The following is a 20,478-nucleotide window of genomic DNA, read 5'->3' on the forward strand; positions in this document are numbered from 1 at the left end:
GTCACCGTCCTTAGTTTTCTGACGTTGCGTCAGATTCGATGAAGCCGACTGTTCCACCGCGCGCCGGGAGCGTCAATAGCTGACGCACCATCAGGAAACGTGCCCGCCGTGGTCAGAGAACGCTCACCCCGGCCGTCCAACCGCCGTCGATGACGAACGGCTGGCCGGTGATGTACGAGGAGTCCTCGCCGGTCAGGAAGAGCGCGAGCCGAGCGACCTCCTCCGGCCGCCCCACCCGGCCCAGCGGGACCACCCGCTTGTACAGGTCCGCCATCGCGTCGCGGGCCTCGTCGGTCATCCCCGCCGGGTCCAGCAGCCCCGGATTGGCCATCGGGGTGTCCACGGCGCCCGGGCACATCGCGTTGACCCGGATGTTCTTCGCGGCCAGTTCCAGCGCGGCGACGCGCGTCAGCCCGAGGACGGCCGCCTTGGTCGCGGCGTACGCGCCCACGTACGCCATGCCCGTCAGGCCCGTATAGGAGGACGTGTTGACGATCGTCCCGCCGCCCGCCGCCTCGATCTCGGGGGCCAGCGCCCTGATACCGAGGAAGGCGCCGACCTGGTTGACCCGCACGACCTGCTCGAACTCCTCCAGCGGGGTCGCGGTCAACTCGTTGAAGCGCAGGATGCCCGCGTTGTTGACCAGGCCGTCGATCCGCCCGAAGGCCTCCTTCGCCGCGGTGACGGCGGCCGCCCAGTCCTCCTCCCTGCGGACGTCCATCCGTACGTAGCGCGCCCGGTCCTCGCCGGTCTCCTCGCGGATCTCCTTCGCGACCGCGGCCCCCTGCTCGTCCAGCACGTCCCCGAGCAGCACCTTCGCCCCCTCGGCGGCGAACAGGCGAGCCTCCTGCTCGCCCTGGCCGCGCGCGGCGCCGGTGATGAGGACGACGCGTCCCTCCAGCTTGCCCATGCCGATGCTCCTAGTCGTTGAGGAGGGGGGCCACCTCGGCCCCGAAAACGGCGATCTGGTCGATCAGTTCGGAGCGGTCGCGACTGCGGAAACGCACCTGGATCTGGTCCACGCCGAGGGCCGCGTACTCCCGCAGGGACTCGGCGAGCACCTCCGCCTTGCCGGTGAGCGTGCGGCGGCCGGTGGCCCAGGCGGGCTCGCCGACGTAGAGCGCCTCGGTGATCGCACCGATCTCCAGCGGGCCATCCACACCGGCCGCCCCGCGCAGCTCCCTGATTCGGGCGATCTTGCCGGCGAGCTCCGCGCGCGGGTCGCCCTGCGGGAGCCAGCCGTCACCGCGCACGGCGGCCCGGCGTACGGCGGCGGGCGAGGAACCGCCGACCCACACGGGAATCCGCGCCTGGGCGGGCCGGGGCAACTGACCGAGGTCCGCGAAGGAGAACCGCTCGCCCTCGAACCGTGGGTACTCGTCCGGGCCGAGGGCCGCGCGCAGGGCGTCCAACGTCTCGTCCAGCACCGCCCCCCGACGCGCGAAGTCGACGCCGAGCACCTCGAACTCCTCCGCCACGTGCCCGGCGCCCACCCCGAGGATCAGCCGGCCGCCCGAGAGGTGGTCGAGGGTGGCGTACTGCTTGGCGGTGACCAGCGGGTGGCGCAGTCCGACGATCGCGACGTGGCTCAGCAGCCGGACGTTCTCGGTGATCCCGGCGAGGTAGGACAGCGTCGCCACCGGGTCGTACCAGACGGTGCTCATCGCCCCGGCGAGGCGGCGCGGGACGGCCACGTGGTCGCAGGTGGCGAGGTAACCGAACCCCGCCCGATCTGCGGCCCGGGCGACCTGCGCGAGGTCGTCGGCGGTGGCCGCGGCCTCCCAGGGCTCGGCGTACAGGGTGCTCTGCGACTGGATCGGGAGCTGCATCCCGTATGCCAGCCGGCCTTCGGTGAACACGCGCGCCATACCGTGACCGCCTCGCCTTCGTCTGGGCCGTGCCGATGCGTCGTACCGGTTCGAGGCATCGTCGTAGCTGACGGTCCGTCAGGCAAGGTGCGTGCACGAATCCCGGCGGACGCCGCGGGGCCCCCTCGCTGCGCTCGGGGCCTTTCGGGACTCCGCCCCGGACCCCGCGCCTCAAACGCCGGCGAGGCTGGAAGTGCGGGACGGCACCAGCCCATGCCGAGCGGCGGACGCGGATCTGCGGCGCCGTGGGGGTCGCCGACACTTCGCCTCAAACGCCGGCGAGGCTGGATATGCGGGACCGCTCGGGGCTTTCCGGGGCTCCGCCTCGTGCCCCGCGCCTCAACGCCGGCGGGGCTGGATGTTGCGGGACGGCGACGGCGCGCCAGCCCACGCCAGGCGGCGGAAGCCGGGACAACGGAACCGCGTAGCGATCCGGCGCGTGGGGGTCGCCGAGACCCCGCGCCTCAAACGCCGGCGAGGCTGGATATACCGGCCCCCCCCACGACCCTCCTGACCGTTCCTCTCCCCTGGGGGCTTTCCGGCAGTCTTTTGGCATTTCGGGGCGGGACGGGCGGTCAAGGGTGGCCGAAGGCCATCGCGCAGCGACGCGACGACGAGGAACGAGGAGGAGCGCCCTTGACCGACCGGCACGACACGAAAGGACAGCGGACTGACGGGACGCCCCCAGCACCACCCGACCCCGCCCAGGGGGAACACCGCCCCCCAAAACCCCGGCTCCACACAGGTACCGCCCCGACCCTTCCGACGTACCATGATCTGATGAGAACTCCACGTCAGGCAGCGCGGATTGTCGTACTCTCCCCGACTGGATCCGTGTTCCTCTTCCGAGAGAACAACAGCGAAGTCGGCATCCACTGGCTCCCGCCCGGCGGAGGCATCGACCCCGGCGAGAGCCCCGAGGAGTGCGTGCGGCGGGAGCTGCGCGAAGAGACCGGGTGGACCGACCTGGAGCCGCAGCGACTGCTCTGCACCTGGGAGCACGACTTCACCTACAAGGGCACACCGGTCCGCCAGCACGAGCACATCTACGTCACCACCGGCCCCCACCGCGATCCCGTCCCGGAGTACCCCGAGGCCCACTGGCGCTGGCTCTCCCAGAACGCGCTGGCCACGCTCGGGGAGCCGCTGTGGCCGCCGCGACTGAACGACCTGCTGGCCCGCGCCTCCACCGGACCGGTCCACCTCGGCCTGATCGCCTGACCACCTGACCACCTGACCGGCCGGGAAAGGGCCACCCACCGCCGAATCGCCCCGGCGCCGAATCGTCCCGGCGCTCAGCCCGCCGTCGCGCGGGCGTACAGGGAAGCCGCGTACTCCCCCAGCACCGTGCTCGTGGAGACGTCGTCCGTATCGCCGCCCGTCAGGATGCCGACGATCTTCCCGTCACGGGCGATCCACGCGCTGCCGCTCGTCCCGCCCGGAAAGTCGGCGCAGTCGAAGCGCTGTTCGGTCGCCTTCTCCCGGACCGACACCGCCGTGCACGTGCGGGGCACCTTGCGGTCGGCCGGGTAGCCCGTCACCGTGACCTCCTCGCCGGTACGACCCGATGTGTCCAGGACGGCCGCGCCCGTGAGGTCCTCGATGTTGCGGCCCGACGCGTCGGGGGCGAGACGGGCGAAGGCGAGGTCGTAGTCGTCGTTCCCGTCGTCCGTCCAGCGTTCGTCCTCGTAGACCTCTTCGAGCTTCCACGTACCGTACGGCGCCTTCCCGTTCGCGTACGCGGGTGCGAAGAGGGCACTGCCCACGCCGTCCTTGCCCGCCACCAGGCAGTGTCCGGCGGTGACGATCAGGTTCCGGCCGGGGCTGTGCACGACGGTCGCGGTGCAGAAGTGGTCGCCGTCCAGACCGCCCTCGAACAGCGCACCCGTGAAGGCGGACGGTCCGCCGGGACGCGGGGTCACCGGTGTCGAGCTCGGCCGCGGCGGCTTCGCCAGTTGGGGTTGCTTCGCCGATTGCGACCGCGACGGCGGCTTCGCGGAAGCCGTCCCCGAGGGGGCCGACTTCGGATGCGCCGACACCGCCCCGTCCGCGGCCGGCACCACCGTCGTCATGGCCGCGGACGCGCCCAGCGCCGCCACCCCGCACAGCACCGCGGTCACCACGGTCCGCTTGTCCACCCGAGCCACCCCTCGCCACGCTCCCCGCTTTGCTCTGGCGAAGCATGCCCTGGCACCCCCGCCGCCGCAAGGGCCGGACCCCGCCGAAACCCCGGGCTCCACCATCCCACTTGCGAGCCTTGGGCGTTGACACGAGCGGACCGCGTGAACCTCACACCCCTCTCACACGACGCGCCGGCCCCTCACCCACCCTCGGCATCCATCCTCACCCGCCCCCACCTGCCCCAACCCGCCCTCACCCCGCCCACAACCCCTCCGGGGTCAGACCGAGGAGGTCGATGGCGTTGCCCCGGACGATCCGCTCCACGACATCGGGCGCGAGGTGCCCCATCTGCGCCTCGCCGACCTCGCGGGACTTGGGCCAGGTGGAGTCCGAGTGCGGGTAGTCCGTCTCGTAGAGGACGTTGCCCACGCCGATCGCGTCGAGGTTCCGCAACCCGAACGCGTCGTCGAAGAAGCAACCGAAGACGTGTTCCGCGAACAGCTCGGACGGCGGGCGGTGGACCTTGTCCGCCACGCCGCCCCAGCCGCGGTTCTCCTCCCACACCACGTCCGCGCGCTCCAGGATGTACGGGATCCACCCGATCTGGCCCTCCGCGTACATGATCCGCAGGTTGGGGAAGCGCTCGAACTTGCCGCTCATCAGCCAGTCGACCATCGAGAAGCAGCAGTTGGCGAAGGTGATGGTGGATCCGACGGCCGGCGGGGCGTCCGCCGACGTCGACGGCATCCGGGAGGAGGAGCCGATGTGCATGGCGATGACCGTGCCGGTCTCGTCGCAGGCCTGGAGGAAGGGGTCCCAGTCGTCGGTGTGGACGGAGGGGAGCCCGAGGTGCGGGGGTATCTCGGAGAAGGCGACGGCCCGCACCCCGCGCGCGGCGTTTCGGCGGACCTCCGCGGCGGCCAGTCGGGCGTCCCAGAGGGGCACGAGGGTGAGGGGGATGAGACGGCCCCGGGCGTCGGGGCCGCACCATTCCTCGACCATCCAGTCGTTGTACGCCCGCACGCCGAGCAGCCCCAGTTCGCGGTCGGCGGCTTCGGTGAAGGTCTGGCCGCAAAAGCGCGGAAACGTCGGGAAGCAGAGGGCGGACTGGACGTGGTTGACGTCCATGTCGGCGAGTCGATCGGGAACCGAGAAGGAGCCCGGGCGCATCTGCTCGTAGGTGATGACTTCCAGTTTGATCTCGTCGCGGTCGTATCCCACGGACGTGTCGAGGCGGGTGAGCGGCCGGTGCAGGTCCTCGTACACCCACCAGTCGCCGATGGGCCCCTCATCGCCCTTGGCGCCCATGACGGGAGCGAACTTTCCGCCGAGGAAGGTCATTTCCTTCAACGGGGCGCGGACGACGCGGGGGCCGATGTCGCGGTACTTGGACGGGAGCCGGTCCTGCCAGACGTGAGGGGGCTCCACCGTGTGGTCGTCCACCGAGATGATCTTCGGGAAGGTCTCCATGACGACTACGGTAGCGTCGATCTGACGGATCGTCAGCTGGTTGCGCGTCGTTCAGGAGGGGATCACTCCGCTGCGGGCTGACGGGTAGACGCAAGACAGGGCAGACTGGCCCTTACACCGACGGAAGGCAGGGGGGACGACAGATGGACGGCATACCGGCCATCCCGCACCAGCGGAACCGCCCCGAGGCGGCCCGGAACACCCCCAGCCCCGCCGGCACACCCACGACCGCCGGCACACCCACGTCCGCCCCCACCGCCGAGCCCACCCCCGCCGGCCCCACCCCCGCCGAGTCCGTCGCCGCCGAGTCCGTCGCCGGCAACCGCTTCGCCGTCCTCGGCACCGTCCGCGCCTGGCGCGGCGCCGATTCGCTGCCCTCCGGCAGCCCACAGCAGCGCGCCCTGCTCGCCGCGCTGCTGCTCCGCGACGGCCGCACCGCCACCGCGCCCGAACTCATCGACGCCATCTGGGGCGAGGAGCCGCCGCAGCAGGCCCTCGCCACGATCCGTACGTACGCCTCACGCCTGCGCAAGGTCCTCGACCCGGGGCTCCTCGTCACCGACGCCGGTGGTTACGCGATCCGCCTGCACCACGCCGCCGCCCTGGACCTCGGCGTCGCCCGCGCCCTCGCGGCCGACGCCGACAAGGCCCGCGCCACCGGGGACCGCGTCCTCGCCCGTACGCTGCTCGCGCGCGCCCTGGACCTGTGGGACGGCGAACCTCTCGCCGGGGTCCCCGGCCCGCACGCCGACACCGAGCGCACCCGCCTCGCGGAATGGCGCCTCCAGCTCCTCGAAACCCGGCTCGACCTGGACCTGGAGGTCGGCCACCACGCGGAGGCCGTCTCCGAGCTGACCGCCCTCACCGCGGCCCACCCCCTGCGCGAGCGGCTGCGCGAGTTGCTGATGCTCGCCCTGTACCGCAGCGGCCGCCAGGCCGAGGCCCTCGCCGTCTACGCCGACACCCGCCGCCTCCTCGCCGACGAGCTCGGTGTCGATCCCCGTCCCGAACTCTCCACGCTCCAGCAGCGCATCCTGCGCGCCGACGCCGAACTCGCCCGCGCCGAGGACCCGGCCCCGGCCGCCACGCCCGTGGCCGTCCGACCCGCGCAACTACCGGCCACCGTGCCCGACTTCACCGGCCGGACCCCCTTCGTCAACGAGCTCGGCGAGATCCTGGCCGGCTCCGAGGGCCAGGTGATGGCCGTCTCCGCGCTCGCCGGCATCGGCGGCGTCGGCAAGACCACCCTCGCGGTGCACGTCGCGCACGCCGCCCGCCCGCACTTCCCCGACGGCCAGCTCTACGTCGACCTCCAGGGCACCGAACCGCGCCCCGCCGAGCCCGTCGCCGTCCTCGGGTCGTTCCTGCGCGCGCTGGGCATCCCCGACACCACCATCCCCGACACCGCCGCCGATCGGGCCGCGCTGTACCGCTCCACGCTCGACGGCCGCCGCGTGCTCGTCCTCCTCGACAACGCCCGCGACGCCGCCCAGGTGCGCCCGCTGCTGCCGGGCACCGAGGGCTGCGCCGCCCTCGTCACCAGCCGGGTCCGCATGTCGGGCCTCGCCGGGGCCCACCTCGTGGACCTGGACGTGATGAGCCCCGACGAGGCCCTCCAGTTGTTCACCCGCATCGTGGGCGAAGAACGCGTACGCGCCGAGCGGCAGGCCGCCCTCGACGTGGTCGGCGCCTGCGGGTTCCTGCCGCTCGCCATCCGCATCGCCGCCTCCCGACTCGCGGCCCGCCGCACCTGGACCGTCTCCGTCCTCGCCGCGAAGCTCGCCGACGAGCGCCGTCGCCTGGACGAGCTCCAAGCCGGCGACCTGGCCGTCAAGGCCACCTTCGAGTTGGGTTACGGCCAGTTGGAGCCCGCCCAGCAGCGCGCCTTCCGGCTCCTCGGGCTCGCCGACGGCCCCGACATCTCCCTCTCGGCCGCCGCCGCCGTGCTGGACCTGCCCGAGCACGACACCGAGGACCTCCTCGAAGCGTTGGTCGACTGCTCCCTGCTCGAATCCGCCGCGCCCGGCCGTTACCGCTTCCACGACCTCGTACGCCTCTACGCGCGCGCCTGCGCCGACCGCGACGAGCAGCCCCCGGGCGGGCGCACCGCCGCCCTCGACCGGCTCCTCGACTTCTACCTCGCCACCGCCGCCGGGGTGTACGCGCTGGAACGCCCCGGCGACCGGCTGCCCGCCCACATGTCCGCCACCCGCCACCCGGGACTGGCCTTCACCGAGGCGCGCACCGCGCTGGACTGGCTGTTCGCCGAGGCGGACCCGCTGCTGGCGTGCGTCCGGCAGGCCTCCGTACGCGGCGCCGAGCGGCCGGACGTGCTGCGCCGGGCGGTGGACCTGCTGTGGGCGGCGAAGGACCTCACCGAGTCCGGGGCCAACTCGAAGCAGTACGAGTCCGCCGCCCGCGCGCTCTGCGAGACGGCGCGCGGCGTGCGGGACCCGCACGCCGAGGGCCGGGCCCGCACCACGCTGACGATGGTCCACCTGGTGGCGGGACGCTTCGCGGAGGCCGACGACGAGGCGCGCCGGGCGATGGCCCTGGCCCGCGAGGCGGACGACCCGCTGCCCAGTTGCTGGGCCCCCAACGACCGCGGGATCATCGCGCTCTACCAGGGGCGGCACGCCGACGGCGAGCGGTTCCTGCTGGAGGCGATCGCGAACTTCCGGGCCGACGCCAACTTCGTGGGCGAGGCCAGCGCCCTGTGCAACCTGTCCCGTATCCACGTCGAACTGGGACGCCTCACCAGTGCCATAGACCTCGCGCAGCAGGGCATCGCCATCTACGACCGGATGGGACTGACCCTGCGCCTGGCCAACGGCCGCTACGCGCTGGGCATCGCGCTCACCCAGGCGGGTCGGCTGGGTGAGGCGTTGGAGCAGCTCGGCGAGGCGCTTTCGTTGTTCCACGAGAACCGGCAGCCGCTGTGGGAGGGCGTGACGCACTTCCGGCTCGCCGAAGCGCATCTGGCGGCGGGCCGGCCGACGCTGGCCGCCTCGCACGCCGAGCAGGCCATCGCGCTGCGCGGCATCGGCGGCGAGTGGCGCCGGGCGACCGTGCTTACGGTGCTGGGGAAGGCCCTGGTGCGGCTGGGTCAGCGGGACCGGGCGCGGGTGTGCTGGCGGGACGCGGAGAGCGTGTTCGCACGACTGGGTTCGGCGGAGCTGGCCGAAGTACGTACGTTACTGGCTTCACAGCTGGCGGCCTGACCTGCGCGGTAGACCGATGAACGAGACGTTCATCGTTCGTTTATCGCCGCCCGCCATCATGAATACATCGGCTCGGCGGGTCGGGGGACTCGCAGGTCGACTGGAGGACTACCCGTTCGGCGATCCACGGGGGAATCGCCGAACGGGCCCGACTCATCCATCAGGAGATCCGACGATGACGACGAACGAGAACGCCCTGCCGAACGACGGCGACATCAAACCGCTCGACAACCACGCGTCGGGCATCGAGATCAAGCCGCTGGACAACCATGCCTCGGGCGGTACGCCGCTGCTCGGGCAGGAAGACAAGGCTCCGGACGCGGACATCGTGACGCTGGACAACCACGCGTCCGTACCGCGCCCGTAACCGAGGCGAGCACAGCACGTACGGGGGAAACGTACGGGGGAGTACGGGGGAAGCCCACGGGGATGCGTACGGGGGGATGCGTACGGGGGAGACCCGAGGGCTCGTACGGGGGACGGCGGCCGCGGTGGCCCGGGGGGACCACCGCGGCCGCCGCACGTCGTTGTGACGGCCCTGTGACCGGAAGCATGGCCTCCGTCACAGCCGCGCGCATCCGCTCCTGATCTCCTGGACCGATGCGCCCCGTCACCTCCGCAACCCCGGTCGCCCTGTGCGCCCTCGCCGCCACCGTGCTCCTCGCCGGATGCGGAACGCACAGCGCCCGCTCCGGCACGGCCGGCGGCTCCGCCGCACCGAGTTGCGTCCCTTCCCCGACCACTGACCGGCCCACCGGCGCGGACCACGACGGCGTGAGCCTCATCGACCCGGCCTGCGGCCCCTCCCCCGCCTCGGACCCCGCGTTCCGGGTCACCAATACCGGCACGGAAGCCCTCACCTACACCATCACCTTCGACCTCCTGAACAGCTCCGGCCAGGACGTGGACACCGTCCGGCAGACCGTGGCGTCCGTGGGGCCGGGTCAGAGCGTCACGCGCACCGTCGAACGAGCCACCGGCGCGACCGGAACCGCTGCGGGAGCAGGAGCGCGAACCGGCGCCGGGGCCGGGACCGGAGCCGGGACCGGAGCCGGGACACAGGTGCGGATCTCCAAGGTCCGGGCCGTCCCGGCCGCCGAGGCGCCCGCCCCGCCGGGCGCCTGCCCGCCCTCCGGGGTCCGCATCACGGCCGACGACGGCGACGCCGCCATGGGACTGCGCGTGGTGGGCCTCCACCTGACCAATTGCGGCAACGGCGACTACCGGCTCGACGGCTACCCCGCTCTCCAACTCCTCGACGCGAGCCGCGAGCCGGTGACCGGCATCGAGGTCCTCCACGGTACCGCCGACATCTCCACGGGCCTGCCGGGCGACGTACCGCCCGCCCCGTTGACGCTCGGCCCGGGCGAGTCGGCGAGCTCGACCCTGGCGTGGCGCAACACCACCGGCTTCGGCGAGGCCGTGAACGCGCCGTACGCCAGGGTGACGGCGAAGCCCGGGGCTCCGGCCATGACCGTGACACCGGAACTCGACCTCGGCACCACGGGGCGGCTCGGCGTCAGCGCCTGGCGGAAGGACCGGCCGCGGACCCCGTGAGGCCGGGCGGCGCACCAGCCGTAACGGGAGAACGCGTCTAGGGTGGAGGGATGTTCACCTCCCAGGGGCCGACCCTCCGCGAGCTGGCCGTGCAGGCGCTGTCCTCCGTCGAGCGCGGTTACGACCTGCTCGCGCCGAAGTTCGACGAGACGCCGTTCCGCACCCCGGACCGGATGCTCGACTCGGTCGAAGAGGCCCTGGCGGAGCACGAAGGGTCCTTCGGCTCCGGGCTGGACCTGTGCTGCGGCACCGGCGCGGGTCTGCCGCTGCTGCGGCGGCTGTGCCGGGACCGGGTCACCGGCGTGGACGTCAGCGCCGGCATGCTGCGGCAGGCCTCGAGGGACCTCCCGGACGGGGCCGATCTCGTCCGGGCCGACGCGCTGGCGCTGCCGGAGGCGTTCGCGGACTCGTACGACCTGGCGGTGAGCTTCGGGGCCTTCGGTCACTTCCTCCCCGCCCAGCGGCCGGCCCTGTTCGCGGGCGTCCACCGGGTGCTGCGTCCCGGCGGCGTGTTCGCCTTCCCGATCGGGGCGCCGATCCCGCCGACGTCACCGCTGTGGTGGGCGGTGGCCGGCTTCGACGCGGCGATGCGTGTGCGCAACGCCGTGTGGCGCCCGCCGTTCGTCATGTACTACCGCTCCTTCCCCTGGGGGCCGGTCCGCGCCGATCTGCGCACGGCGGGGTTCACGGTCGGGACCGTTCCGTTGGAGCACTTCGGCCGCCGCCCCGACGGGACTCCGCGCTGGCGCCTGGTACTGGCCCGCAAGAACGGCCGTGCCCCGGCCGGGGGTTCACCCGGTGGGCTTTAGCACGCTTCGCCCCCTGGCGGCGGCATTCCGGTAAATTTTGTCCATTCTCCGGCAAAGGATTGGCCGGATCCTTGCCCTGCCGGGGGCAACCGGATGGGATGCGCGAAGCCCTCTGCCGAGGCACCACCCCGTGATGTGCCGGACGATCCGGTACCTCACGCACGAACATCGAGGTCGAGTCACACCGTGCGTCAGATATCCCCCGCCGGCAGGCTTCTCACCGTCGCGGCGCTTCCGCTGGCGCTGACCGCCTGCTCCACCATCGCCCCGAAGGCCGCCGGCTTGGCGGCGGCCGCCGCGGCGCCGGCCGCCCCCGATCCCAACAAGGGCCTGCTGACGGGCAAGCAGCTCAAGGCGGCGCTCGCGCCTGCCTCGTTCTTCGCGACCGGCTTCACCGCCGACCCGGAATCCACGCGCGACACCGGTGACGGCTACAGACTGCCGACCACCACAGAGGTGCCCACCCCCGACTGCGCCAAGCTCGACAAGACCGCGTGGACGGAGATCACCGGAATCACCGGGGTCTCCTTCGCGCAGGACGCGTACGTGAACAAGAACTCCTCCGAGGAGTTCGCCCAGGAGATCGACGTGTACCGGGGCACGACCGCCACGACCGTGCTGGACGCGCTGGGCAAGATATCCAAGGCCTGCCCGAAATACACCGACGCCGACACCAACGCCAAGGTTACGGTCACCGAGAAGCCCCTGGCGGGCGTGGGTGACGGCGCCTGGACCATTACCCTGACCAGCTCCGCCTGGCAGGGCGGCAACACGCTGGTGGCCGCGCGGGTCGGCACCGCGGTGGTGACCGTGCTCGCCAGCAGCAGCACCGACACCGGCCTGCCGGCCGCGACCAAGCTGACGAAGCAGGTGGTGGCGTCCCTCACGGGCAAGGCCTGACGGCAGCGGTTCTGCGACCGTAGGACGTCAAGTGCCGTCGGGGTCGGGCGCGTGATCTCCCGGATGTCATCTGGACCGCGCCTCAAACCCGGGTCCGCAGCTCCCTCTTGAGGACCTTGCCGCTCGCGTTGCGCGGCAGCTCGCTCACGAACTCCACCGTCCGCGGCACCTTGTAGTTGGCCATCTCCCGCCGGGACCAGGCGATCAGGTCGTCGGCGGTGAGGGTGGAGCCGGGGCGCCGGACCGCGTACGCCTTGCCGACCTCGCCGAGGCGCGGGTCGGGGACGCCGACGACGGCGACGTCCGCGACGTCCGGATGCAGGCCGAGGAGCTGCTCGATCTCGGCGGGGTAGGCGTTGAACCCGCCGACGATGAACATGTCCTTGATCCGGTCGGTGATGCGCAGGTTCCCGGCGGGGTCGAGGATCCCGACGTCGCCGGTGCGCAGCCAGCCGTCCGGGGTGATGGCGCGCCGCGTCTCGTCCGGGTCCTCGAAGTACCCCCGCATGACGTGGTGGCCGCGTACCCACACCTCCCCCGGGGTGCCGGCCGGCGCCGGGGCACCGTTCTCGTCGGCTATCCGTACCTCGGTGTCGGGGATGGCGCGCCCGGAGGTGGCGGCGATGACCTCGGGCGGGTCGCCGCGGCGGCACATGGTGACGATGCCGCCGGCCTCCGAGAGCCCGTAGGCGGTCAGGACGGTGGCGATGCGCAGTTCGCCGCGCAGTCGCTCGACGAGCCGGAGCGGGACGACGGCCGCGCCGGTGACGACCAGGCGCAGGGCGGACAGGTCGTGGTGGTCGCGCTGGGGGTGGTCGAGGAGGGACTGGTGGAGGGTGGGCGGGCCGGGGAGGACGGAGATCCGTTCGGCGGCGACGTTCGCGAGGACGGTGTCGACGTTGAAGACGGGCTGGGGGATCATCGTCGCCCCGCGCATCAGGCAGGCGATGATCCCGGCCTTGTAGCCGAAGGTGTGGAAGAAGGGGTTCACGATCAGGTAGCGGTCGCCTTCGCGCAGTCCGGCGAGCTCGCTCCACACGTCGTAGCAGCGCAGCGTCTGGGCGTGGGTGATGACGGCGCCCTTGGGGCTGCCGGTGGTGCCGGAGGTGAAGATGATGTCGGAGGGCGCGTCGGGGCGGAGCGAGTCGACGCGCTCGCGGACGGCCTCGGCCGGTACGGGGTCGCCACCGGCCAGGAAGTCCTTCCAGGTGCGGAAGGCCTCGGGGGCGTCTTCGGCGAGCACGACGACCTGTTCCAGGTGGGGTAGGCCGGGCAAGGGGCCGGTGCCGTTGCCTTCGGCTGTGGCGCGGCGCAGGGAGGCGACGTAGGAGGTGCCGAGGAAGGTGCCCGTGATGAAGAGGAGCCGCGCCCGACTGCGTCGGAGCACGTACGCGGCCTCGGAGCCTTTGAATCGGGTGTTGAGCGGGACGAGCACCGCGCCGGCGGAGACGGCGCCGAGGGCGGAGACGATCCAGTCGAGGCTGTTGGGCGCCCATACGGCGACCCGGTCGCCGGGTTCGATCCCGGCGGCGAGGCAGGCCGCGGCGGTGCGTTCGACGCGTTCGCCGAGCCGGCCGTAGCTCACGCGGACGCGGCCGTCGGCGACGGCCTCGCGGTCGCCGTAGCGGGCGGCGGCGTCGCGCACGAGCCTTCCGATGGTGCCCCAGCGCAGGTCGCCCCGGCGGGCGGCGGCGGGGTCGGAGTGCTCGTCGGTGGGTCGGTCCCTGTCTTGTCGGTGCTGCTCGTGCCGCTCCTCGTCCATCGCGCGTCGCCCTCCCCGGTGCCAGTAGCTGACTATCCGTCAGATTAGCTGTAGCCTTCGCGGCTGTCAGCACTGGCGCGCACCCGGAGGTGGCGATGGCGGCAACGCTCAAGGACGCTACGGCAATCGTCGGCATCGGCCAGACCGCCTTTGCCAAACGACTGCCGGGCAGCGAAAAGGAATTGGCCTGCCGCGCGATCCTCGCGGCGCTCGCGGACGCCGGCATCGCGCCGTCCGAGGTCGACGCCTTCGCCTCGTACACGATGGAGGAGACCGACGAGGTCGAGGTCGCCAAGTCCATCGGCGCCGGTGACGTCACCTTCTTCTCCAAGGTCGGCTACGGCGGCGGCGGTTCCTGCGCCACGGTCGGCCACCTCGCCGCCGCCGTCGCCACCGGCCAGGCCTCCGTCGGCGTCGCCTGGCGCTCGCGCAAGCGCGGCTCGGGACCCCGCCCCTGGAAGAACACGACCGTGCAGCTGCCCACCCCCGGGCAGTGGACCCGTCCGTTCGGGCTGCTGCGCCCGGCGGACGAGATAGGCATGCTGGCCCGCCGCTACATGCACGAGTACGGGGCCACCCGCGACCACCTCTTCAACGTGGCGATGGCCTGCCGCAACCGGGCCAACGAGAATCCCGCCGCGGTGATGTACGAGCGCCCGCTGACCCGCGAGATGTACATGACCTCCCGCATGATCAGCGAGCCGCTCTGCCTGTTCGACAACTGCCTGGAGACGGACGGGGCGCTGGCCTGCGTCATCGTGTCCGCCGAGCGCGCGCGGGACTGCCGCCAAAAGCCGGTCTACGTCCACTCCGTCGCGCAGGGCCTGCCGGCGCAGCACCACGGGATGGTCAACTACTGGAACGACGACCCGCTGTCCGGTCCGGCGTGGACGGCCGCCCGTCACCTGTGGAAGCAGGCCGACTTCGGGCCCGAGGACGTGGACGTCGCGCAGATCTACGACGCGTTCACCCCGCTGATCCCGCTGTCCCTGGAGGGGTACGGCTTCTGCGGGCGCGGCGAGGGCGCCGCCTTCACGGAGGGCGGGGCGCTGGAGATGGGCGGCCGACTGCCGATCAACACCGGCGGCGGCGGCCTGTCCGAGGCGTACGTGCACGGCTTCAACCTGATCAACGAGGGCGTCAAGCAACTGCGCGGCATCTCCACCGCCCAGGTGCCGGACGCCGCCACGTGCCTGGTGACGGCGGGCGAGGGTGTCCCGACGTCCGCGATCTTGCTGAGGAGCTGACACCGACCATGACCGCGCCCGCCGAAAGCCTCCTCCTCCCGGTCCCGGACGAGGACGGGGCCCCGTTCTGGGAGTACGCCGCGCGCGGTGAACTCCGTGTCCAGGCCTGCGCCGACTGCGGCAGACTCCGCTTCCCGCCGCGCCCCTGCTGCCCGCACTGCGGGTCGTTCGGCTCCGAATGGCGGCTGATGAGCGGCCGGGGCCGGATCTGGTCGTACGTACGGCCGCACCCGCCGCTGCTGCCCGCCTACGCGGCGCAGGCCCCGTACAACGTCGTCCTCGTGGAGCTGGCGGAGGCCCCGCTGATCCGGCTGGCGGGGAACCTGGTCACCTCGGCCGACGCCCCGCTGGACTCGGTGGACCCGGCCCGGCTGCGGATCGGGGCGCGGGTGCAGGTGGTGTTCACCGAGACGGGCGGGATGAGCGTGCCGCGCTGGGTCCTGGAGCGGCCGTGACGGTACGGGTGGATCGCGACGGGGCGAGCGGCGTCGCGGTCGTCACCCTCGACCGGCAGCGCAGGCACAATGCGATCGATCTCCCGACCGCCGGTGAACTGGCCGCCGTCTGGCGGGGGTTCCGGCAGGACGACGCCGTACGGGCGGTGGTGCTGACGGGGGCCGGTACGGCCGCGTTCTGCACGGGCGTCGACCGGGACGTTTCGGTACCGCAGCCCGCGTCCCCCTACTCCGTCGACGACCCGCTGATCGCCGTCGGCCCGAAGGCCAACGACCTGTGGAAGCCGGTGGTCGCGGCCGTCAACGGCATGGCGTGCGGCGGGGCCTTCTACCTGTTGGGCGAGTCGGAGTTCATCGTCGCGTCGTCGACCGCGACGTTCTTCGACCCGCACACCACCTACGGGATGGTCAGCGCCTACGAGGCGGTCTACATGGCCCAGCGCATGCCGTTCGGGGAGGTGGCCCGGATGTCCCTGATGGGGACGGCGGAGCGGCTCTCGGCGCGGCGGGCGTACGAGACGGGTTTGGTCTCGGAGCTCGTCGAGCCCGGGGAGCTCGTGGCGGCGGCACTGCGGTCGGCGCGGACGCTGGCCGGCTTCCCGACCGCGGCCGTCCAGGGGACGGTACGGGCGTTGTGGTCGGCGAAGCAGGCGGCGCTGCGCCAAGCCCTGGACCAGGCGCCGGCCCTGATCGCCCTGGGCAACCTGCCCGCCGCCGACCAGGCCGCCCTCTTCACCGGCCGCCGCACGTCACCGGAGCCCCGGGTTCGCTAGGCGCGCTCGGCCGGCGGCCTGCCGGGCGAGCGGGGCGGAGGTCGGGCCGGGCGGCGCCGCCCAGGCCCGGCGGCGCCCGTCCGCCCCGGCGGCATCCGTCAGGCCGGCGACGCCCGTCAGGCCGGGACGACGGACCCGACTCGGCAACCAAGGGCCGTCGAGGCCGTCGTGGGGTCGCCGACCGGGATCTCGACGGTGCGGCTCTCGCCCTTCTTGAGCGTGACCCGGCCGGAGGTGCGCTCGACGGTCCCGGACGCGTTGTCGATCTTGATCCGGACTTCGACCGTGCGCTCCGTGCTCGCGAGGGAGGTGACCTTGACGGTGACCTCGGGCCGGCCCGGGCCGGAGCAGGTGACGACCTCGGCGCGGGCGAGTGGACCCGTGTCGGTGGGGCTCGTGGTGGGACTCGCCGTCGACCCGCTCCCCCTGGTGGTGTTGCGGTTGTTGGTGGTGGTGCGGTTGGAGCTGCTGCTGCTCCTGTTGCTCTTGGAGCTGGAGCAGCCGCCCCCACCGCTGCTCTTGTGACCGCTCTTGTGGCCGGACGAGAACCCCGTGAGCGCGAACACCACCGCCACCAGCACCGCGCCGAATCTGATGCGACGTCCGACCACCACGGCCGACTCCTCCCCCTGGGCAACGGCGCGCCACGCTACCAGGCCCCCCGGACGCCCCACCCGAGGTGCGGGCACCCCGGGCCGCACGTAGCGTCGGGCACAAGATCCCTACCCCGGAGGGCCGGGCATGATCCGCAACGTACTCGGCTCGATCCTCGGTCTGATCGGGGCCGCGGTCGCCGTCTGGAGTCCCTTCCGTGCCTGGTACGACGGCCGGCACGGACGCGACTACCGCCTGGTGGAACTCTTCGCCCCGGGCGGGATCACCGGCGCCAAAGCCGCCCTGTTCACCGGGCTGCTGCTGCCGTTCTGCGCCGCGGCGCTGCTGGCCCTCATCGCGATCGTGCTGCGCTCACGCGCTCTGATGGCGCTCGCGGGGGTCGTGGTCCTCGGCTTCGCCGCACTGTGGATGGTCCGTCAGGGCCAGGCCGTGGGCAGCATCTCGGTCGGCGGCGGTCGAGGCGTCGGCGCGGGCGTGGCCAGCGCGTTCGGCGCCGGCGCGTTGCTCCTCCTGGCGGCGGCCGTCATGCGCGGCCGCCCCCGCCGCCGCGTCCGGGACCGCGACCTCCCGCCCACCAACCAGGCTCCGACCTCCCCCACCCGCCACGACGACGAGCCCTGGCCCCCTCCGCCGGACCGCCCCTGAAGCCCGTCGGACGGACGGGCCCTAGGCTTCTGTCGTGAACGACAGCACTGACGGCGAGGGCGCCGACGGCGGACGGATGCGGATCAGGCCCGGCGGCCCCGCCGACGCGGCGGTGATCTTGGGCATGCTCGACTCCGCGGTGCTTTGGATGAACGCCCGCGGCAACACCGAGCAGTGGGGCACGACACCGTATTCGCGGCGGCCGGGCGGGGTGGAGCGGGTCGGGCGGTACACGACCGAGAACACGCCCTTCATCGCGGAGTGGGACGGCGCCCCGGCGGGGGCCCTCGTCCTGGACTCCGGGCCCAGTGCGCAGCTGCCGATCGCGCCGGCCGGGGAACCCGAGCGGTACGTCCGACTGTTGGTCGGCGACCGCCGCTACGCGGGCCTCGGGATCGGGGCGGCGCTGCTGGCCCGCGCCGTCGAGGAGACCCGGCGGGCCGGCGTCGCACTGCTGCGGGTCGACTGCTGGGCGGGCGGGGGCGGCGAGCTGGTGGCGTACTACGAGCGCAACGGCTTCACGCCCACCGACCCCTTCATGTCCGGCACCTGGCCGGGCCGGGTGCTGGAGCGGCGCGTCTAGGGCGTGTTGCCGTCCGGGGCCGCCGGACCGCGGTGGCGGAGGTCCGACAGGGCGCCGGCGTACTTGAGCATCAGGCGGGCGAAGTCGAGGCGCTCGTCGTCGGACCAGTCGGCGGTGATGTATTCGTACGCCGATCGCTGGTGGCGGCGGAAGCGGGCCATCAGTTCGTGGCCGGCCTCGCTGAGGTGCAGCACCGTACGGCGGCCGTCGCGCTGGGAGGCCCCCCGGACCAGGTAGCCGGCCTTGATGTTGTCACTGACCATACGACTGGCGACCGACGGGTCCACGGCCAGCAGTTCCGCCACTCCCCCGACGGTGATCTCCTCGTCGGGCTGCCGGGTGCCCTCCAGGACGAGGTTCAGGACCAGGGTGCGACTGAGGTCCTTCGCCGAGATCGGGTTCTCGACCTCCAGCAGTGAGGTGCGACGCAGCTTGGAGAACGCCGGTCCGACGGCGTCCAGCAGTTCGTCGGCCGTCATCGTCTCGGGGTTCGCCATGCCCCGATGATACCCCGTGCTCCGACACAGACATGTGTTGACGTGGAAACGTGTGCATGCAAGCATGCATATCCATGACGATCCTTATCACCGGCGCCCGTGGTGCCGTAGCCCGGGCGATCACCGCCCGACTCCACGGCGCGGGCCATCTCGTCCGCGCCGCCAGCGCCCGCCCCGCCGAGCTCACCGTGCCGCCCGGCGTGGAGCCCTGCGAGCTGGCCCTCGACCGGCCGGAGACCTTCGCCGCCGCGCTGGACGGCGTCCGCCAGGTGTTCCTCTACCCCGAACCCGCCGGCATCGCGGCGTTCGTCGAGGCCGCGGAGAGCGCGGGCGTCGAGCACGTCGTCCTGCTCTCCTCCGCCTCCGTCCTTGAGCCCGGCGCGGAGAACGACCCGCTGGCCTCACACAGCCTCCGCGTCGAACGCGCCCTCGCCTCGGCCGACTTCACCGTGACCCTGCTGCGTCCCGACGCCTTCGCGGGCAACGCCCTCGGCTGGGCCCACTTCATCGCCCGGGGCCTGCCCGTCCCGCTCGCCTACCCGGAGGCGCGCATCGCGCCGATCCACCCCGCCGACATCGCCGACATCGCCGTCAGGGCACTGACCGGCGACTCCCTGCGGGGCCACGCGCTCACCCTCACCGGAGACCGGTCGTTGACCTTCCGGGAGCAACTCGCGATCATCGCCGACACCATCGGGCGGCCCGTCGCGGTGGCGGAGATCACCCGCGCGGAGGCCGAGGAACAGTTGGCCCGCCACATGCCCGCCGCGATGGCCGGCTCGCTCCTCGACCTGTGGGCCCGCGCCACCGTCACCCCAGTACCGATCGCCGACACCACGGCCTCCCTCCTGGCCACCCCGCCGCGCGCGTTCGCGCAGTGGGCCCGGGAGAACGCCGCGGCCTTCACCACCCGCTGACCACCGGAAACGGGGACCCGCACCCATCCAGGACACGGACAGACCCATCGGCTACTGGCTGGCACGCACCGACCAGGCCCTCACCGCCCACATGGACGCCATGCTGGCGGAGGCCGGCCTCACCCGCCTGACCTGGCAGGTCCTCAACGCGGTCGGAGCGGCCCCCGCGACCGATCGGGCGGTACGGGACCTCCTCACCGCCAACGCGGCGGCGCCGGCCCTGACGGCGGCGGTCGAGGCCCTCCTCACCACGGGCAGGCTCACCCGCCCGACCCCCGACATCCTGGCCCTCACCGACGCCGGACGCACGTGCCGCGCCGAGGCCGCCGTACGCGTCGACGCCTTCCGGGCGCTCGCGACGCGGGGCATCTGCGCCGACGAGTACACCACCGCCGTCGGCGTCCTCGCCCGCATGACCCGCAACCTCACGCCGGCCACCTGACGAGGGCCGGTCAGGGGCCGGACATGGCGGCGGCCCCGCTCCCCCGGAGGGGGCGGGGCCGGCCGGCCGGGGCTGGAGGGATCAGGCGGCGTCGACGACGCCCGAGGCCGCGATCTCGATCTTGGCCGAGGTGCGGCCGGACTGGGAGCCCAGGCCCTCGATCTTCTTGACCAGGTCCGAGCCCTCGACGACCTCACCGAACACGACGTGCTTGCCGTCGAGCCACGGGGTGGCCACCGTGGTGATGAAGAACTGCGAGCCGTTGGTGTTGCGGCCGGCGTTCGCCATCGACAGCAGGAACGGGCGGTCGTGCTTCAGCTTGAAGTTCTCGTCGGCGAACTTCTCGCCGTAGATGCTCTTGCCGCCGGTGCCGTTCTGGTTGGTGAAGTCACCGCCCTGGAGCATGAACTCGGGGATGACGCGGTGGAAGGGCGAACCGGCGTAGCCGAAGCCGTGCTGGCCGGTGGCCAGCTCGCGGAAGTTCTTCGTCGTGTTCGGGACGACGTCATCGAAGAGGTTGAAGACGATGCGGCCCGCGGACTCGCCGTTGATGTTGATGTCGAAGTAGACGTTGCTCATGGGGTCCATCCTGTCAC

The 20,478-nt window shown here is 72.6% G+C and carries 21 protein-coding genes; 13 read left to right on the forward strand and 8 right to left on the reverse strand.

The genetic code is table 11. From position 1 onward, the window contains the following. Positions 1-112: 112 nt before the first annotated feature. Together ACV7NM_RS14250 and ACV7NM_RS14255 are read right to left on the reverse strand one after the other, a co-directional pair. Positions 113-910: an SDR family NAD(P)-dependent oxidoreductase gene (locus tag ACV7NM_RS14250; protein ID WP_463410627.1), complete on the reverse strand. Its 798-nt coding sequence runs from the start codon at positions 908-910 to the stop codon at positions 113-115. Positions 911-920: 10 nt separating this feature from the next. Then, the gene (locus ACV7NM_RS14255; RefSeq protein WP_463410628.1) at positions 921-1,868 is read right to left on the reverse strand and encodes an LLM class F420-dependent oxidoreductase; all 948 of its coding nucleotides are present in this window, start codon (positions 1,866-1,868) and stop codon (positions 921-923) included. Between the two features lie 834 nt (positions 1,869-2,702). On the opposite strand from ACV7NM_RS14255, the gene ACV7NM_RS14260 reads away from it, so the two are divergent. After that, positions 2,703-3,089: an NUDIX domain-containing protein gene (locus tag ACV7NM_RS14260; protein ID WP_463410629.1), complete on the forward strand. Its 387-nt coding sequence runs from the start codon at positions 2,703-2,705 to the stop codon at positions 3,087-3,089. A gap of 74 nt (positions 3,090-3,163) precedes the next feature. On the opposite strand, the gene ACV7NM_RS14265 is transcribed toward ACV7NM_RS14260, so the two are convergent. Together ACV7NM_RS14265 and ACV7NM_RS14270 are read right to left on the reverse strand one after the other, a co-directional pair. Continuing rightward, complete coding sequence (locus ACV7NM_RS14265; RefSeq protein WP_463410630.1) at positions 3,164-4,006, reverse strand: trypsin-like serine peptidase; 843 nt, start codon at positions 4,004-4,006, stop codon at positions 3,164-3,166. Positions 4,007-4,241: 235 nt separating this feature from the next. Continuing rightward, positions 4,242-5,459: an amidohydrolase family protein gene (locus tag ACV7NM_RS14270; protein WP_463410631.1), complete on the reverse strand. Its 1,218-nt coding sequence runs from the start codon at positions 5,457-5,459 to the stop codon at positions 4,242-4,244. Positions 5,460-5,602: 143 nt separating this feature from the next. Here ACV7NM_RS14270 and ACV7NM_RS14275 point away from each other — a divergent pair, with 143 nt between their 5' ends. From ACV7NM_RS14275 to ACV7NM_RS14295, 5 genes are all read left to right on the forward strand, one after another. Next, positions 5,603-8,680 carry an AfsR/SARP family transcriptional regulator gene (locus tag ACV7NM_RS14275; RefSeq protein ID WP_463410632.1) on the forward strand — a complete coding sequence of 1,026 codons (3,078 nt, stop codon included), beginning with the start codon at positions 5,603-5,605 and terminating at the stop codon, positions 8,678-8,680. Between the two features lie 175 nt (positions 8,681-8,855). Next, complete coding sequence (locus ACV7NM_RS14280) at positions 8,856-9,047, forward strand: hypothetical protein (protein WP_463410633.1); 192 nt, start codon at positions 8,856-8,858, stop codon at positions 9,045-9,047. Between the two features lie 233 nt (positions 9,048-9,280). Further along, entirely contained in the window at positions 9,281-10,237 is a 957-nt protein-coding gene (locus tag ACV7NM_RS14285) for a DUF4232 domain-containing protein (RefSeq protein WP_463410634.1), read from the forward strand. Positions 10,238-10,287: 50 nt separating this feature from the next. Then, complete coding sequence (locus tag ACV7NM_RS14290) at positions 10,288-11,046, forward strand: class I SAM-dependent methyltransferase (RefSeq protein ID WP_463410635.1); 759 nt, start codon at positions 10,288-10,290, stop codon at positions 11,044-11,046. A gap of 186 nt (positions 11,047-11,232) precedes the next feature. After that, entirely contained in the window at positions 11,233-11,946 is a 714-nt protein-coding gene (locus tag ACV7NM_RS14295) for a hypothetical protein (protein ID WP_463410636.1), read from the forward strand. Between the two features lie 82 nt (positions 11,947-12,028). On the opposite strand, the gene ACV7NM_RS14300 is transcribed toward ACV7NM_RS14295, so the two are convergent. After that, entirely contained in the window at positions 12,029-13,708 is a 1,680-nt protein-coding gene (locus ACV7NM_RS14300; RefSeq protein ID WP_463410637.1) for a FadD3 family acyl-CoA ligase, read from the reverse strand. Positions 13,709-13,803: 95 nt separating this feature from the next. Here ACV7NM_RS14300 and ACV7NM_RS14305 point away from each other — a divergent pair, with 95 nt between their 5' ends. Genes ACV7NM_RS14305 through ACV7NM_RS14315 form a run of 3 tightly spaced genes read left to right on the forward strand, consistent with a single transcriptional unit; the run spans position 13,804 to position 16,183 of the window. Beyond that, on the forward strand, positions 13,804-14,955 hold the full coding sequence (locus tag ACV7NM_RS14305; RefSeq protein WP_463410638.1) for a lipid-transfer protein: 1,152 nt from the start codon (positions 13,804-13,806) through the stop codon (positions 14,953-14,955). A gap of 8 nt (positions 14,956-14,963) precedes the next feature. Beyond that, positions 14,964-15,410, forward strand: a complete 447-nt coding sequence (locus ACV7NM_RS14310; protein WP_463410639.1) for a Zn-ribbon domain-containing OB-fold protein — start codon at positions 14,964-14,966, stop codon at positions 15,408-15,410. Continuing rightward, the gene (locus ACV7NM_RS14315; RefSeq protein WP_463410640.1) at positions 15,407-16,183 is read left to right on the forward strand and encodes an enoyl-CoA hydratase/isomerase family protein; all 777 of its coding nucleotides are present in this window, start codon (positions 15,407-15,409) and stop codon (positions 16,181-16,183) included. Before ACV7NM_RS14310 ends, ACV7NM_RS14315 begins: the two co-directional genes overlap by 4 nt. Positions 16,184-16,299: 116 nt before the next feature. On the opposite strand, the gene ACV7NM_RS14320 is transcribed toward ACV7NM_RS14315, so the two are convergent. After that, positions 16,300-16,797 carry a hypothetical protein gene (locus ACV7NM_RS14320; protein ID WP_463410641.1) on the reverse strand — a complete coding sequence of 166 codons (498 nt, stop codon included), beginning with the start codon at positions 16,795-16,797 and terminating at the stop codon, positions 16,300-16,302. 127 nt (positions 16,798-16,924) lie between these two features. Here ACV7NM_RS14320 and ACV7NM_RS14325 point away from each other — a divergent pair, with 127 nt between their 5' ends. Both ACV7NM_RS14325 and ACV7NM_RS14330 read left to right on the forward strand, forming a co-directional pair. Next, on the forward strand, positions 16,925-17,443 hold the full coding sequence (locus ACV7NM_RS14325) for a hypothetical protein (protein ID WP_463410642.1): 519 nt from the start codon (positions 16,925-16,927) through the stop codon (positions 17,441-17,443). A gap of 76 nt (positions 17,444-17,519) precedes the next feature. Next, positions 17,520-18,026: a GNAT family N-acetyltransferase gene (locus tag ACV7NM_RS14330; RefSeq protein ID WP_463413943.1), complete on the forward strand. Its 507-nt coding sequence runs from the start codon at positions 17,520-17,522 to the stop codon at positions 18,024-18,026. Here ACV7NM_RS14330 and ACV7NM_RS14335 read toward each other — a convergent pair. Next, on the reverse strand, positions 18,023-18,523 hold the full coding sequence (locus ACV7NM_RS14335; protein ID WP_463410643.1) for a MarR family winged helix-turn-helix transcriptional regulator: 501 nt from the start codon (positions 18,521-18,523) through the stop codon (positions 18,023-18,025). The genes ACV7NM_RS14330 and ACV7NM_RS14335 overlap by 4 nt on opposite strands. Before the next feature lie 74 nt (positions 18,524-18,597). On the opposite strand from ACV7NM_RS14335, the gene ACV7NM_RS14340 reads away from it, so the two are divergent. Continuing rightward, positions 18,598-19,440 carry an SDR family oxidoreductase gene (locus tag ACV7NM_RS14340; RefSeq protein WP_463410644.1) on the forward strand — a complete coding sequence of 281 codons (843 nt, stop codon included), beginning with the start codon at positions 18,598-18,600 and terminating at the stop codon, positions 19,438-19,440. Positions 19,441-19,531: 91 nt separating this feature from the next. After that, a complete protein-coding gene (locus tag ACV7NM_RS14345; RefSeq protein WP_463410645.1) occupies positions 19,532-19,882 on the forward strand; it encodes a MarR family winged helix-turn-helix transcriptional regulator in 351 nt (116 codons plus the stop codon). Between the two features lie 81 nt (positions 19,883-19,963). On the opposite strand, the gene ACV7NM_RS14350 is transcribed toward ACV7NM_RS14345, so the two are convergent. Beyond that, positions 19,964-20,461 carry a peptidylprolyl isomerase gene (locus ACV7NM_RS14350; protein ID WP_463410646.1) on the reverse strand — a complete coding sequence of 166 codons (498 nt, stop codon included), beginning with the start codon at positions 20,459-20,461 and terminating at the stop codon, positions 19,964-19,966. Between the last annotated feature and the right edge of the window lie 17 nt (positions 20,462-20,478).

The organism is Streptomyces sp. Tek67B01 (assembly GCF_055231995.1).